Source organism: Curtobacterium sp. PhB115 (genome assembly GCF_003752025.1).
Lineage (GTDB): Bacteria > Actinomycetota > Actinomycetes > Actinomycetales > Microbacteriaceae > Curtobacterium.
This window is the reverse complement of record NZ_RJKR01000005.1, coordinates 686,413-700,034: the sequence shown is the minus strand read 5'-3', so window position 1 is coordinate 700,034 and position 13,622 is coordinate 686,413. Positions and strand designations below refer to the sequence as shown.

At 71.2% G+C, this 13,622-nt stretch carries 12 protein-coding genes and 1 tRNA gene; 7 read left to right on the top strand and 6 right to left on the bottom strand.

Annotated elements, in window-relative coordinates:
- Window positions 1-56: 56 nt before the first annotated feature.
- Window positions 57-551: a MarR family winged helix-turn-helix transcriptional regulator gene (locus EDF19_RS03520; RefSeq protein WP_123679506.1), complete on the bottom strand. Its 495-nt coding sequence runs from the start codon at window positions 549-551 to the stop codon at window positions 57-59.
- A 79-nt stretch (window positions 552-630) separates the two neighbouring features.
- On the opposite strand from EDF19_RS03520, the gene EDF19_RS03515 reads away from it, so the two are divergent.
- Window positions 631-702: transfer RNA gene (locus EDF19_RS03515), tRNA-Gln, on the top strand.
- 67 nt (window positions 703-769) lie between these two features.
- On the opposite strand, the gene EDF19_RS03510 is transcribed toward EDF19_RS03515, so the two are convergent.
- The 5 genes from EDF19_RS03510 to EDF19_RS03490 all read right to left on the bottom strand — a co-directional run bounded on the left by EDF19_RS03510 (window position 770) and on the right by EDF19_RS03490 (window position 5,328).
- Window positions 770-1,666, bottom strand: a complete 897-nt coding sequence (locus EDF19_RS03510) for a CPBP family intramembrane glutamic endopeptidase (protein WP_123679505.1) — start codon at window positions 1,664-1,666, stop codon at window positions 770-772.
- Window positions 1,667-1,772: 106 nt separating this feature from the next.
- Window positions 1,773-2,486, bottom strand: coding sequence for a response regulator transcription factor (locus tag EDF19_RS03505; protein WP_260216893.1), 714 nt, complete (start codon window positions 2,484-2,486; stop codon window positions 1,773-1,775).
- Window positions 2,483-3,685 (bottom strand): sensor histidine kinase, encoded by a 1,203-nt coding sequence (locus tag EDF19_RS03500; RefSeq protein ID WP_185022648.1) that lies wholly within the window; start codon window positions 3,683-3,685, stop codon window positions 2,483-2,485. The genes EDF19_RS03505 and EDF19_RS03500 overlap by 4 nt, the downstream gene beginning before the upstream one ends.
- A 44-nt stretch (window positions 3,686-3,729) precedes the next feature.
- Window positions 3,730-4,617 (bottom strand): CPBP family intramembrane glutamic endopeptidase, encoded by an 888-nt coding sequence (locus EDF19_RS03495; protein ID WP_123679503.1) that lies wholly within the window; start codon window positions 4,615-4,617, stop codon window positions 3,730-3,732.
- Window positions 4,618-4,725: 108 nt separating this feature from the next.
- Complete coding sequence (locus EDF19_RS03490; protein WP_123679502.1) at window positions 4,726-5,328, bottom strand: TetR/AcrR family transcriptional regulator; 603 nt, start codon at window positions 5,326-5,328, stop codon at window positions 4,726-4,728.
- 96 nt (window positions 5,329-5,424) lie between these two features.
- On the opposite strand from EDF19_RS03490, the gene EDF19_RS03485 reads away from it, so the two are divergent.
- The 6 genes from EDF19_RS03485 to EDF19_RS03460 are packed head-to-tail and all read left to right on the top strand — an operon-like array spanning window position 5,425 to window position 13,458.
- A complete protein-coding gene (locus EDF19_RS03485; RefSeq protein WP_123679501.1) occupies window positions 5,425-8,067 on the top strand; it encodes a glycoside hydrolase family 2 protein in 2,643 nt (880 codons plus the stop codon).
- Between the two features lie 5 nt (window positions 8,068-8,072).
- Complete coding sequence (locus EDF19_RS03480; protein ID WP_260216891.1) at window positions 8,073-8,969, top strand: SDR family oxidoreductase; 897 nt, start codon at window positions 8,073-8,075, stop codon at window positions 8,967-8,969.
- Between the two features lie 28 nt (window positions 8,970-8,997).
- On the top strand, window positions 8,998-10,284 hold the full coding sequence (locus EDF19_RS03475; RefSeq protein ID WP_123679500.1) for an MFS transporter: 1,287 nt from the start codon (window positions 8,998-9,000) through the stop codon (window positions 10,282-10,284).
- An 8-nt stretch (window positions 10,285-10,292) separates the two neighbouring features.
- Entirely contained in the window at window positions 10,293-11,084 is a 792-nt protein-coding gene (locus EDF19_RS03470; RefSeq protein WP_221180611.1) for an alpha/beta fold hydrolase, read from the top strand.
- Window positions 11,081-12,289, top strand: coding sequence for an alpha/beta hydrolase (locus EDF19_RS03465; RefSeq protein ID WP_123679499.1), 1,209 nt, complete (start codon window positions 11,081-11,083; stop codon window positions 12,287-12,289). The genes EDF19_RS03470 and EDF19_RS03465 overlap by 4 nt, the downstream gene beginning before the upstream one ends.
- A gap of 26 nt (window positions 12,290-12,315) precedes the next feature.
- Window positions 12,316-13,458, top strand: a complete 1,143-nt coding sequence (locus EDF19_RS03460) for a GDSL-type esterase/lipase family protein (protein WP_123679498.1) — start codon at window positions 12,316-12,318, stop codon at window positions 13,456-13,458.
- Window positions 13,459-13,622: the final 164 nt, after the last annotated feature.

Here is a 13,622-nt window from a genome sequence, read left to right as displayed (position 1 = left end):
ACTTCGGTCTCGTGGGTGAAGCGGGCTCGTCGGTCCGCTCGGTCGCCGAGGGCCGGTCAGTCGCCGAGGCCGAGGATGAGCCGCCGGAGCAACCCGGCCAGCTGGTCCTGCTCGTCGTCGGAGACGCCCGACAAGATGTCCCGCTCGGCCCTCAGCAGGTCGGCGATCGCCGCGTCGACCGCGACGCGGCCCTTGCCCGTCAGCGACACCAGGATCCCGCGGCCGTCCTTCGGGTCCGTCCGCCGACCCACCAGTCCCCGGGCTGCCAGCCGGTCCACACGGTTCGTCATCGTGCCGCTCGACACCAGGGTCTGCTGCAACAGGGTCTTCGGGCTCAGCTCGTACGGCTCGCCCGCCCGCCGCAGGGCCGACAGGACGTCGAACTCCCACGGCTCCATGTCGCCCGCGTCGAACGCTGCACGCCGCGCGCGGTCCAGGTGCCGGGCGAGCCGGTCCACGCGGGACAGGACCTCGAGCGGGCCGAAGTCGAGGTCGGCACGCTCACGACCCCACGCCGCGACGATGCGATCGACCTCGTCCTCCTGCGGCATCCCTCCATCTTGGCCGAACCCGGAGCGCACGGCCAGCCTCGTCGGTCATGGGAGGATGGACGAGCACCTCCGGGTGCGTTCCGCCTTGGTGTAATGGCAGCACGACGGCCTTTGGTGCCGTTAGGTCCGGGTTCGAATCCTGGAGGCGGAGCCGACCGAGTGGCGATCCGAGTCGTCGGCGTCTGGCGCGAGCCTCCAGTCGGTCGGATGGTGACCGATCACCGGCCGGCGGAGCCCAGGCGGACACGCACCGCTGCGGACCGGGCCGGCGTGACGCGCCGACGGCGGGCCGCGACGAGCATCGGGATCGCGACGGCGAGGCTGACCAGCACGGGCACGAAGGACGCCTCGAGACCGAACGATCCGCCTGAGAGCAGGCCGTCACCGTGCACGGTGGTGACGAACAGACCCGGGTCGCGGTGCCCGGAGACCGGGATGCCGAGCAGGCCCTCGATGACGTTCCAGGCGAAGTGGATGCCGATGACGAACCACATGTTGCGGCGCCACAAGAACGCGGCGCCGAGGAGCACACCGGCTTCGATCGCGATGGCGAGGGACGACCACAGGGTGGCGCCCGGGTTCAGGAGGTGTGCTCCGCCGAAGAAGGCCGCGGTGACGGCGAGGGCGACCCACCGGCCCACGCGGGGACCGCAGAGCGCCTCGACGCCCTGGAACAGCAGGCCGCGGAACGTGAGCTCCTCGACGATGGCGGCACCGGCGTTCACGGCGAGGGCCAGCGCGACCGTCGTGGTGACGTCACGGGGTGCCCACGTGACGCTGTAGGCGCCGGTGGCGACCACGATCAGGTACGACACGGCGACGAAGAGGACGCCGATCGCGAGACCGAAGGCGGTCTCCAGGCCGATACCGCGCACCGTCAGCTCGGGGGTCCGGCGGCGGGCGACGAGCCACATCGTGAGCTTGTAGAACACGAGCCCGGCGGCGGCCCCGACCAGCGCGGTGACGATGACGCCGGTGGAGTCCATCTCCGAGCCGACGCCGACGAGGATCGCGTTCGTGAGGAACACGAACACCGTGCCGATGATCATCCAGGTGAGGGGGAAGGTCAGGATCCGGCGCATCACGCTCGGCTTCCCGGCGGTGGTCGTTGCCATGGTCTGTCTCCTTCGTCGTGGAGCAGCATCTGCTGCCATGACGACCGTAGGAAACGGCGCGATCCGCCGGGTCCCCCAAAGGTGGACAGTCCCGTCGAGCGCACCGTCAGTCGTCGGCGATGCCCGTGCGGTACGCGTAGACGACGGCCTGGACGCGGTCGCGGACCCCGAGCTTGAGCAGGATCCGTGACACGTAGGTCTTCGCGGTCTCACGGGTGACGAACATCGCCTCGGCGATCTCGACGTTCGACATGCCCCGAGCGAGGAGGCGGAGCACCTCGAGCTCGCGGGGCGTGAGCTGCGTGGATTCTCCGGCCGGGATGACCGGCGGCCGGATCCGACCGGCGAAGCTGCCGATCAGGGTGCGTGTCACGGCGGGGTCGACGAGCGCCTCACCGCGGGCGATCGTGCGGATGGCGTCGAGCAGTTGCGGTGGCGAGGCGTCCTTGAGCAGGAAGCCGCTCGCTCCTGCACGGAGGGCGTCGAAGACGTACTCGTCCAGGTTGAAGGTCGTGACGACGAGGATCCGCGGCGATGCCGCACCGTCGTCACGACGGGCGGCGAGGATGTCCCGGGTGGCCGAGATGCCGTCGAGCACGGGCATCCGGATGTCGACGACCATCACGTCGGGCGTCTCGTCGCGGGCGATGTCGACGGCATCGCGGCCGTTCGAGCCGAGGCCGACGAGGTCCATGTCGGGCTGTGCGCGGACCACCCGGGCGAAGCCGTCGCGCACCATCGTCTGGTCGTCGACGAGCGCGACGCGCAGGCGGCCGCCCGCTTCGGGTCGCGTCGGGGGTGCTCCGACGGCCGCGTTCACCGGCGGGGCTCCGGTGTGGCGCGGGCGTCCGAGGCGAACGAGGCGACGACCTCGAAGTGACCGTCGACCACGCCGGTGTCGAGCCGTCCACCGAGGAGCGCTGCGCGGTCCGCCATGCCCCGGCGACCACGGCCGGGGACACCGGGTCCCTGGCCGTGCACCTCGTTCACGACGCGCAGCTCGACACGGCCGTCGGCCTCGGACAGGATCATCTCGACGTGGGCTCCGGGGGAGTGCTTCATGGCATTCGTCAGCGCTTCCTGGGCGATGCGGTACAGGGTGACGGTGACCTCGTCGGAGAGGACGGGCCGGGGTGTCGGCTCGGCGAGCACGACGGGGTAGCCGCGCTGCTGGGCCTCGGCGACGAGGTCCGCGACGGTGTGGGCGACGGCCTCCCGGGGTACCGGCCCGCTGCTGGACGTTCCGGTGGTCTGCTCGAGCGCGCCGAGCAACGACCGGAGCTCCTGGAGGGCGCGACGGCCGGTCGCCCCGATCGTCTCGAGGGTGCCGACGCGTTCGGCGGTCTCGGACTCGTCGAGGTAGGCCGTGGAGTCGGCCTGCACGACCATCGCCGTCACGTGGTGGGTGACGATGTCGTGCAGGTCGCGCGCCAGCAGGTTGCGGGCTTCGCGGACGGCGTCGTCTGCAGCCTTCCGCTCGCGCGCGGCCTGCTCGGCGACCCGCCGCCGGACGAGCAGCCCGACGAACCACGGGGTGGTGAGCACCAGGAAGAAGGTCGCCCAGTCGATGAGGCGTTCGGGCGACCCCTCGGCGTGCAGGGCGAACGCGAGCAGCACGTACCCGACCGCCACGGCGGCGGCGATCGTCCGCCGTTGCCGCTGTTGGTGCGCGGCGAACGAGTAGATCGCGACGAACAAGCCGAGCCCGGCCACCCCGGTACCGACACCGGCGAGCTGCGCTGCGGCGAAGGACACCCCGACCACGGCGAGGGTGGTCCCGGGTGCGACGCGACGGGCGGCGAGGGCGAGGGACTGCCCGGCGATCAGGACAGGCGGGACCCAGTCGGCGACGTCGTGGTGGAGTTCGCCGAGCTCGACCCCGGCGACGCCGAGTGGGAGCAGCGACAGGACGAGGAGCAGGATCCCGCCCGCGGCGTCGCGGACCCACACGGGCAGGCCGTCCCACGGCACCCGGACGCGCCGCTGCCGCGGATCGCGAGCCGGCGGACGAGACCACATGGTCCGAACGCTAGCGCGATCCGCGGCGCGGCTCGATGGGTCGGTCATCGGGTGACGCTCTGTCGGCGACGCGCGGCGACGATCATCGGCACCGAGATCGCGATGCTGATGAGGACCGGCACGACGGACGCCTCGACCCCGAACGCACCGCCGCTGATCGCGCTCGGGCCGGTCGTGACGGTGAGCAGGAGGCTCGGGTCGCGGTGGCCGGAGACGGCGATGCCGAAGAGACCCTCGAGAGCGTTCCATGCGAAGTGGATACCCATCACGAACCAGAGGTTGCGGCGCCACATGAAGGCAGCACCGGTGAGGACGCCGGCTTCGATCGACATCGCCAGGCCGCTCCAGAGCGTGGCACCGGGATTGAGCATGTGCGCGCCACCGAAGAAGAGTGCCGTGACGGCAAGGGCGATCCAGGTGCCGCGGCTGGAGCCGAACAGCCGCTCGATGGCCTGGAAGGCGATGCCGCGGAACACGATCTCCTCAACCGCGGCCGTGCCGAGGTTGACGCCGATGGCCAGGGCGACGGTCCCGACGGCGTCGACGGGGTGCCAGCTGAGGGAGAAGCCGCCGAGCAGGGTGACGATGCCGATCGAGGCGAGGATGAACCCGGCGCCGAGGGCGATGCCCTGCACACCTTGACGGAGCGCGCCCCGGGCGGCCAGCTCGGGAGTCGCGCGCCGAGCGAGGCGGTGCATCACGAACCGGTGCACCAGCACGGCGACGACCCCGCCGAGGAGTGCGCCGACGATGGTGCCCGTGGTACCGAGCGCGGACCCGATGTCGATGAAGACCGAGTCGACGAGCACGATCGCGGCGATGCCGATCGCCGCCCAGGTCGCTGGGAAGCTGAAGAAGCGCCGCGCGCGAGTCGGGCGGACCGGCAAGGCTGCCAGCCGCGGTGCGGGACGGGCGGCGGTGGTGTGTGTCATGGGGGTTCCTCCGTGTCGAGAGCCGCCCTGTGCGGCTCGTGTCCGACACTAGGAATCCGCCGCCCGGTGCCGGATCCCCCAAAGGATGACGATCGGCCGGGCGGCCGGTCAGACCGTCGGCAGGGTGACGAGCGGCGCCGTGCCGCGGCCGAGGAGCTGCATGACCCGGTCGGCGTACTCGGTGGCGGACGGGTGGCCCGAGCCGGAACGGGACTCGTCGAGGGCCATCTGCGCGACCATGAGCGTGATCCCGGCAGACACCCGCACCAGGAGGTCGTCGGGCTCGGCGCCGATGCGCTCCGCGACCGCGGCCTCGAGCTCGGCATGGCCGCGGTACCAGCTGTCCCAGACCAGGGCCCGGATGAGGGGGACCCGGTCCATCTGGGCTCGGACGCGCAACAGGGTCTCGCGGTCGGTGTCGAGGTCGGTCAGGAAGTCGTGCAGCGTGTGCCCGAGCGCCTCGGCGAGGTCCTCGTCGGCCGGGCGTGCGAGCAGCATGCTCCCGAGGCCGGCCCTGGCGAGTGCCGGGTGCCCGAGCAGCGTTCGTTCCTTGGTCGGGAAGTACCGGTACAGCGTCGACGGGCTGACGAAGGCGGCCTCGGCGATCTGCTCCATCGTCGTGGCGTCGTAGCCGTTCGTCTCGTACAGGGCGAGCGCCGCGTCCAGGATCTCCCGACGGGTGCGCTCCGCCTTCAGCTCTCGCAGTCCCATCCTGACAATCTACCAAACGACACTGGTCTTGTTTTTGGAAGTGGACTACCAATACAGTGTCATTCGTCACCAACCGCTCGACAGGGAAGTCAGGTCATGGTCTCCACCGCCCCTACCGCCATCCAGCTCAACTCGTTCTCGGTCGCCCAGGCGGACCGGGACCTCGACCCGACGTCCTTCCTCGCCACGGCACCGACCTGGTACCCGGCCGTCGTCCCGGGTGGGGTTCACGAGTCGCTCCTCGCAGCCGGCGTCATCCAGGACCCGTACACCGACACGAACGAGGCCTCGGTGCGGTGGATCGAGGAGCGCGACTGGTGGTACCGCGCCACGTTCCCGGGCGTGGACGCCGAACCCGGCGAACGACTCCGACTGGTCTTCCACGGGCTCGACACCGTGGTCACGATCTGGCTCAACGGCGAGGAACTCGGACACCACGAGAACCAGTTCCGCCCGGCCGAGTTCGACGTCACCGACCTGCTCCAGGCGGGCAACGAGGTCCTGCTCCGGTTCACGCCACCGCTGGCCGGACGGTCGATCCCACCGAGTGTGCGCGCGATGAACGAGGCACTCGCGAAGCTCTACGTGCCCGAGGGGGCGGCCGCGGGCGACGGCGACGGCGGGATGCCGTTCGAGATCGAGTCCGGCCCGTTGTCGGCGACGCTGTCCCTGGCGACGACCCTCCGCAAGGCGACGTTCTCCTGGGGTTGGGACTTCGGGCCCCGCGTCGCCTCGATCGGCATCTGGCGGCCGGTGGAGCTCGTCCGGGAGCCCCCGGTCGCGATCGTCGGGCACCACGTCGCGGTCAGCGGACTGCGGCCCGGGGCCGACGGACCGCGCGGGTTCGCCGACGTCGTCCTCCGCGTGCAGCTGAACCACGGGAAGCCGGGACTGCGCGCCCGAGTGAAGCTGGTCTCCCCGTCGGGCGCGACGGCCGAGCACGAGTTCCCGTTCTCCGGGTCCGGGTCCGCCGGGTCCGCCGGGGACACCGCGTCGACGACCGTCACCGTCGTCGACCCGGAACTGTGGTGGACCCACGACCTCGGCGCGCCGGACCGGTACGACGTCACGGTCGAGGTCGTGCAGGACCGGACCGTGCTCTCCCGGGTCACCGACCGGATCGGCCTGCGCACCATCGAGCTCGACCGTCAGGAGGACCCGGAGGGAGGGCGCCTGTTCCGGTTCGTGCTGAACGGGGTGCCGGTGTTCTCCCGCGGCGCGGCCTGGGTGCCGGCCAGCATGCTCGTCGGCTCGGTGACCGACCAGAAGTACCGGGACCTCCTGACCCTCGCTCGCGACGGCAACATGAACACGGTCCGGATCTGGGGTGGGGGTGTCTACGAGAACGACGCGTTCTACGAGATCACCGACGAGCTCGGGATCCTGGTCTGGCAGGACTTCATGTTCGCGTGCACCGACTACCCGAGCCGCGACGAGCACCTGCAGCGTGAGGTCGAGCTCGAGGCCGCGTACCAGGTGCGCCGACTCCGGAACCGGGCGAGCCTGGCGCTGTGGTGTGGGAACAACGAGGTGCAGATGATCCACGGCGGGGTGTTCCAGGGCCTCGAGCCCGGGGACTGGGGGTGGGACTTCTTCAACCGCATCCTGCCCGCGGCGGTCGACGCCGAGGACGGGTTCACGCCGTACTGGCCGGGCAGCCCGTTCGGCGAGGACCCGGACGACGGGTTCATGGCCGCGAACGGCTTCCGCGACGGCGACCGGCACGCGTGGGAAGTCTGGCACGGCATGTCGATGACGTCGACGCCGGAGCAGTTCGAGTCGATCGGGCACTCCCGTCTCTACCGCCGGTACGCCGACGACACCGGCAAGTTCATCAGCGAGTTCGGCATCCACGCTTCGCCGGAGCTCGGTACCCTGCGACGCTGGGTGCGCGACGAAGACCTCGCGGTGCACAGTGCGGCGTTCGACGCCCACAACAAGGACAACCCGAAGGACAAGCACGACCCGATCCTCGAGATCGTCACCGGGCTGCCGACGACCCTCGACGAGTACGCCCAGTTCACGATGGTGTCGCAGGCCGAGGGGCTGAAGTTCGGCATCGAGCACTACCGGCGCCGCCAGCCGCACTGCTCCGGTGCGCTCATCTGGCAGCTCAACGACGCATGGCCCGGGTTCAGCTGGTCGGTCATCGACTACGACCTGGTCCCGAAGGCCGGCTACCACGCCGCCCGCCGCGCGTTCGCGCCCGTCCTGGCGAGCTTCCGCGAGACGGCGGCCGGCGCCGAGCTGTGGGTGTCGAACAGCGGCATCGCCGCTGTCCGCACGACGGCTCGGATCGCACGCGTCGGGTTCGACGGCCGCACACGGTCGTCCGAGACGGTCGAGGTCGAACTCGGGCAGGGTGACTCGCGGGCCTTCTGGGAGGGTGCGGCAGCGGTCGACGAGATCCTCTGGGTCGACTCCGACGACGAGACGTTCCCCGCCAACCGACTCCTGCCGGAAGAGGTCAAGGACATCGCGTTCGAGAGCAGGGGCGTCGAGTCGACGGTCACCCGCGTCGACGACACGACCGCGACGGTCGAGATCCGCTCGGCGGGGTACAACTTCTTCGTCCACCTCGACTCGCCCGCCGTCGGGGTCCGCTTCTCGGACAACTACTTCGACCTGCGGGACGGCGAGGCGACGACGATCACCGTCCGTGGGCTGACCGCCGACTCGGACCTCGCACAGCTCGTGGCCCTGCCCTACGCCGGCTCGCTGACGCGGACCGCGAGCTGACGCCCGTGTCCACCACGACCACGACCACGACCACGACCGCAGGGAGCACCATGTCCGACGTCCTCGTCGTCATCGGAGTCGGCGGGATGGGCGAAGCGATCGCCCGTCGCATCGGCACCGGCAAGACCGTCCTGCTCGCCGACTTCGACGCGGCGCTGCTCGAGCGGACCGCGTCGGCCCTCCGGGGCGACGGCTTCGCGGTCGAGACCCGCCCCGTCGACGTCGCCTCACGCGAGTCGGTCCGGTCCCTCGCCGAACAGGCGGCGGCGCTCGGCGCCGTCGTCCAGATCGCCCACACCGCCGGGCTCTCGCCGGTCCAGGCGCCGATCGAGGCCGTGCTCGCCGTCGACCTGGTCGGCGTCTCCCACACCATCGACGAGTTCGGCACGGTCATCGCGTCCGGGGGCGCCGGCGTCGTCATCGCCAGCAACGCCGGCCAGCAGGCGGCCGACGCCCTGCCGGCCGACGTGCAGCGGGCGCTCGCCGACACCCCGACCGATCAGCTCCTCGACCTGCCGTTCCTGGCGGCGCTGCCCGACCCCGGTGCCGCGTACAGCGTGGCCAAGCGGGCAAACCAGGTGCGCATGTACGCGGCCAGCGCCGCTTGGGGTCGGCGCGGCGCGCGGATAAACACGATCAGCCCCGGCGTCATCTCCACCCCGATGGGACAGGCAGAGCTCGGCGGTCAGCACGGGGAGGTCATGCGGGCGATGATCGCGACGTCGGGCACGGGCCGGATCGGCACGGCCTCGGACATCGCTGCCGCGGCGGAGTTCCTCCTCGGGCCGAACGCGACGTTCGTCACCGGTACCGACCTGCTGGTCGACGGCGGCGTCACGGCCGCGGTCCGATCCGGCGCACTCGCGCTCCCCAGGCCTGACGGCCGCCCGACCCAGGCCTGACGGCTGCACCCGAGAAAGCTGGCCGACGATGTCCAACGAGCTCCCCGAGCCCTACGCGCACCCTGGTGTGCTCCGAGAACCCACCGGCGCGTTCGCAGCCCCTCGCCGGCCGATCAGTACCCGTCGGCTCGGATTCGCTTTCCTGGTCATCGGGATCGCCTGGATCTTCGGCAACACCCTGGCGTCCGGCACCCTGCTCGCCGCGAAGATCCAGATCCTCGACGCCGACCACAAGGTGTTCCTGTTCGGCCTTGCCACGGCCATCGCCGGAGCCACGACGACGGTCTCGCTCTTCGTCTTCGGCGCGATCTCCGACCGGACCCGCACGCGGTTCGGTCGCAGGATCCCCTGGATCGCGTTCGGCGCCGGCACGGGGGTGATCGGACTCGTCCTGATCGGTCTCGCGGGCAGCATCGGCACCCTCTTCGCCGCGTTCATCGGCTACGGGATCCTGTTCAGCGCGCTGCCCGGTGCGGTCCTGGCGGTGTTCCCCGACCGGGTCCCGCGCTCGAGACGTGGCACGCTGTCGGCCGTCTACGGTGGCGCGCAGGTGTTCTCCGGCGCGATCGCGAACGTCATCGCCTCCCGGTTCCTGACGGATCCGCGACCGCTGCTCATCGGTGCCGCGGTGCTGATGGCCGTCGGCGGCGTGCTCTTCGTCCTGCTCGCGCCGGAGGAGTCGAACGTCGACGTCCCCCGGGATCGGTTGGACACGCACGGCCTCCTGGCGGCCTTCAAGTTCCCCGCGAACGCCCCCGACTTCTACTGGGCGTTCGTCGGCCGGTTCGCACTGCTGCTCGGGCTGTACATGGTGCAGAACTTCGGGTTGTACCTGCTCACCGACTACATCGGACTGTCGACCGAGGACGCAGCAGGCTTCATCGCGATCGGCGGTCTCGTCAGCCTTGTCACGATCGTCGCGGGGACGGTGTTCGCCGGGCCGGTCTCCGACCGGCTCGGTCGACGCAAGGCTCCGATCTTCGTCGCGTCGCTGCTGTTCGCCGTGGCCATCGTGTTCCCCCTCGTCTGGCGCAGCGGCGAGTCGATGGTCGTCTTCAGTGCGATCGCGGGATTGGGGCTCGGGTCGTTCCTCTCGGTCGACGCGGCGTTGATGACCGAGGTACTGCCGTCGGGGGAGTCCCACGGCAAGGACCTCGGGCTGCTCAACACGGCGAACAACGTGCCCCAGATCATCGCCCCGCTCGCCACCGCCGCCATCGTCGGCGTCGCCGGTTACACGCCCGTGTTCGTCACCTCGCTCGTCATCGTCACGATCGGCGCGTTCAGCATCTTCAAGATCCGGTCCGTGAGGTAGGAGACGACATGACACCGATCAACTCGATCGAAGCGCGAGGCATCCGCTTCGCCCTGACCGACGAGGGCGACGGCCCCGTCGTGCTCGACGCGCACGGGCTCACAGGCAGCCGGCGGAGCGGGCGAGACCTCGGAGTCGCCGACTTCTCGCCGGTCGCCCGCGCCGGGCTGCGCCTGGTGTCGTACGACGCGCGCGGCCACGGTGAGACACGGGGGACGCGCGACCCCGCGGACTACGGGTGGGACGCGCTCGGGGACGACATGCTCGCGCTGGCCGACGTGCTGTCACCCGCGGCGCCGGTCGCGGCGATCGGGGCATCGATGGGCACGGGCAGCCTGTTGCACGCGGTCACGTCGCAGCCGGCGCGGTTCGACCGCCTCGTGCTCACCTCGTCGCCGACCGCCTGGGAGACCCGTGCGGCGCAGGGGGACGGGTACCGGCAGCTGGCCGACATCGTCGAGCGTGGCGACCCCGCCGTGGTGCGTCAGTGGTTCGCGCAGGCTGCACCACCCGTGGTCTTCGCGGGGCTCGAGGGGTTCCCGCCACCGCCCGACGTGTCGTTCGACCTGCTGCCCACGGTCCTCCGGGGGGCCGCTGACACCGACTTGCCACCCCGTGACGCCATCGCCCGGATCACCCAGCCGACGCTGATCCTCGGGTGGCCGGGCGACGGCGCGCACCCGATCTCCACGGCCGAGGAACTGGCACTGGTGATCCCCGGGGCCGAGCTGCACGTCTCGGAGACGCTCGACGACATCCGTTCGTGGGGCCGGCGGATCGCCGCGTTCCTGAGCGCATGAGCACCTCCCGCACGAGCGGCCGCCGATGGCCCGGACGAATCCTGGTCACGCTGGCCGTGGCCCTCGGGGTTCCGAGTCTCGTGACCGTCGTCCTCGGCATCGGCACCCTCTTCCCGGCCCAGCGCAACTCGTTCACGTTCTTCTCGTCGTACCTCTGGACGATGATCGCACCCGACTTGGTCGTCCTCGGCGTCCTCGGCCTCGCGCTCGCGGTGGCCGCCGTCCTCGCCGGGCACCGCCGGGTGGGCGGCGTCGTCGCCGTGATCGCGCTCGCCGGCACCATCTGGTCGGGCGTCGTCACGGGCTCGGTCGTGCACGCCGTGTCGAACGCCGGCGGCAGCGTGGACCTCCTGCAGGCCCTGTCGCCTGGGGCGATGGACGCCGCGAGCGACAGCAGGCCCGTCTACGAGCACGTCGACGGGCAGGACCTCCACGCCAGCGTCTACCGGCCGTCGTCCTCCGGCGGCGACGCACCCGTCATCGTGTCCGTCCACGGCGGCGGCTGGATCACCGGCACGGACACGCAGTTCGGTCACGACATGCGCTGGTACGCCGACCGGGGCTACCTCGTCGTGAGCGTCGACTACCGGCTCGCGACCGCGACGCATGCCACCTGGGACGAGGCACCGAAGGACGTCGGATGTGCACTCGTGTGGACGCGGGAGCACGCCGCGTCGTTCGGCGGCGACCCCGACCGCCTCGTCGTCTCGGGTGATTCGGCCGGCGGGAACCTCGCCGTCAACGTGGCCGCCGGCGCCGCCACCGGCCGGGCCACGAGCAGTTGCGGCGGCACCGTGCCCGTCCCAGAGGCGGTCGTCGCCCAGTACCCGGTGGTGGACCCGCAGAACGCCTACGACGAGGGCTACCCAGCCCCGGGCTTCGAACCGCGGACCTTCACGGACGACTACCTGGGCGGTCCCCCCGCTGAGCACCCGGACCGGATGCGAGCGATCTCGTCGTCGACGTACGTCTCGGAGCAGTCGCCCCCGACACTCGTCATCGAGCCGCAGCACGACGGCCTGATCCCCACGGCCGGCGTCGAGTCGTGGGTCGCCGCAGCGCAGCGAGCGGGCGCTCCCGTCACGACCGAACCCGTCCCGTTCGCCAACCACACCTTCAACCAAGCGGCCTCGGGCACGCTCGGCAACCAGGCCGCCCTGACCATGACCACCGCCTACCTGCACCGGATCGGCCTCGCGCCGTGAGCTCCGGCCCACTGAAAGGACACCGCATGAGCACCACTGCCACCTGGCAGGCCACCTGGGTACAGGCGATCAGCGACTACGTCGTCGCACAGCGCACCCTCGAGGACGTGACCGTCCGGATCGACGCACCCGCGAGCAGCGGCGGCGAGGCCCTCCGGATCGAGCTCAGCAACCGCTTCGGCACCGACTCCGTGACCATCGACCACAGCGGCGTCGCGACCCGCGCCGGATCCGGTGACGCTCGTTGGGACGGCGAGCGCTCCGTCACGCTCGCACCGGGCCAGACCCGCTGGTCGGACCCCGTCGACGTGGCGACCGACGCGGGCGAGACAGTCCACGTCGACCTCCACATGGCCGGGCCGACGCTCGTCACGAGTGCGAACGGCTTCGCCTGGACCGTGTCGTCGCCGGGGGACCACGTCGGCGCGGCGGACTTCCCGGACGCCACGCCGGCCTCGATCCTGGACGAGGAACAGCAGCGGGGCCTGCAGGGCATGACCCTGCCGGCGTCCGGGCCCTTCCTCAGCGCGGTCGACGTCGCCGGCTCCCCGACGTCCCGCGTGGTCGTGTGCCTCGGCGACTCGATCACGGCGATGGGCTGGCCGCAGCTCGCCGCCGCACGGCTGTCCTCGGACCGGGCGACCACGACCGGCATCGTGAACCGGGGGATCGCCGGCAACCGGCTCCGGCACGGGGCCCCCTTCCCGATGACGGTCTTCGGACGAGCGGGCCTGGCGCGGTTCGACGACGACGTCCTCGGCACCTCCGGCGTGACCGACGTGGTCCTGGCACTCGGAACCAACGACCTCGGCCACCCGGGCTCGACGGCGCCGCTCGATGAACTGCCGACCGCGGAAGACCTCGTCGCCGGCTACCGGGAGGTCGTCCGGCGAGCGACCAAGGCCGGTCTCCGCACCATGATCGCCACGATCACCCCGTTCCTGCCCGGTGAGGCGTACGACGCGGCGCGCGAAGCGGTCCGCCAGGAGGTCAACGCCTGGATCCGCTCGTCCGCGCCGACGTACGTCGACTACGACGCAGCCCTCCGCTCCGACACGGAGCCGTCGCGGATGCAGGCCGTGTACGACGTCGGCGACCACCTCCACCCCAGCCAGCAAGGGCAGGAGCGGCTTGCCGAGGCGCTCGTGACGGCCCTCTCGGACCGGTGAGCGGCCCCAGGGGATGACGCAGTCGGTGGCCAGAGCCGCGCCGTGTCCACCACGGTGCTCCGGACGAGTACGGTGACGCTTCCTGCGTTCGCTGCACGACTGCTCGAGGTTCCGGAGGGCACAGAAGGGTTCGAACTCCCAGAGCGCGACGGACGCCCGCCGGT

Excerpts from the sequence above, each read along its gene's own strand:
- EDF19_RS03460 (WP_123679498.1), top strand. The coding sequence starts at position 12,316 with ATGAGCACCACTGCCACCTGGCAGGCCACCTGGGTACAGGCGATCAGC.
- EDF19_RS03510 (WP_123679505.1), bottom strand. The coding sequence starts at position 1,666 with ATGGCAACGACCACCGCCGGGAAGCCGAGCGTGATGCGCCGGATCCTG.
- EDF19_RS03500 (WP_185022648.1), bottom strand. The coding sequence starts at position 3,685 with ATGTGGTCTCGTCCGCCGGCTCGCGATCCGCGGCAGCGGCGCGTCCGG.
- EDF19_RS03465 (WP_123679499.1), top strand. The coding sequence starts at position 11,081 with ATGAGCACCTCCCGCACGAGCGGCCGCCGATGGCCCGGACGAATCCTG.
- EDF19_RS03470 (WP_221180611.1), top strand. The coding sequence starts at position 10,293 with ATGACACCGATCAACTCGATCGAAGCGCGAGGCATCCGCTTCGCCCTG.
- EDF19_RS03520 (WP_123679506.1), bottom strand. The coding sequence starts at position 551 with ATGCCGCAGGAGGACGAGGTCGATCGCATCGTCGCGGCGTGGGGTCGT.
- EDF19_RS03485 (WP_123679501.1), top strand. The coding sequence starts at position 5,425 with ATGGTCTCCACCGCCCCTACCGCCATCCAGCTCAACTCGTTCTCGGTC.
- EDF19_RS03490 (WP_123679502.1), bottom strand. The coding sequence starts at position 5,328 with ATGGGACTGCGAGAGCTGAAGGCGGAGCGCACCCGTCGGGAGATCCTG.
- EDF19_RS03475 (WP_123679500.1), top strand. The coding sequence starts at position 8,998 with ATGTCCAACGAGCTCCCCGAGCCCTACGCGCACCCTGGTGTGCTCCGA.
- EDF19_RS03495 (WP_123679503.1), bottom strand. The coding sequence starts at position 4,617 with ATGACACACACCACCGCCGCCCGTCCCGCACCGCGGCTGGCAGCCTTG.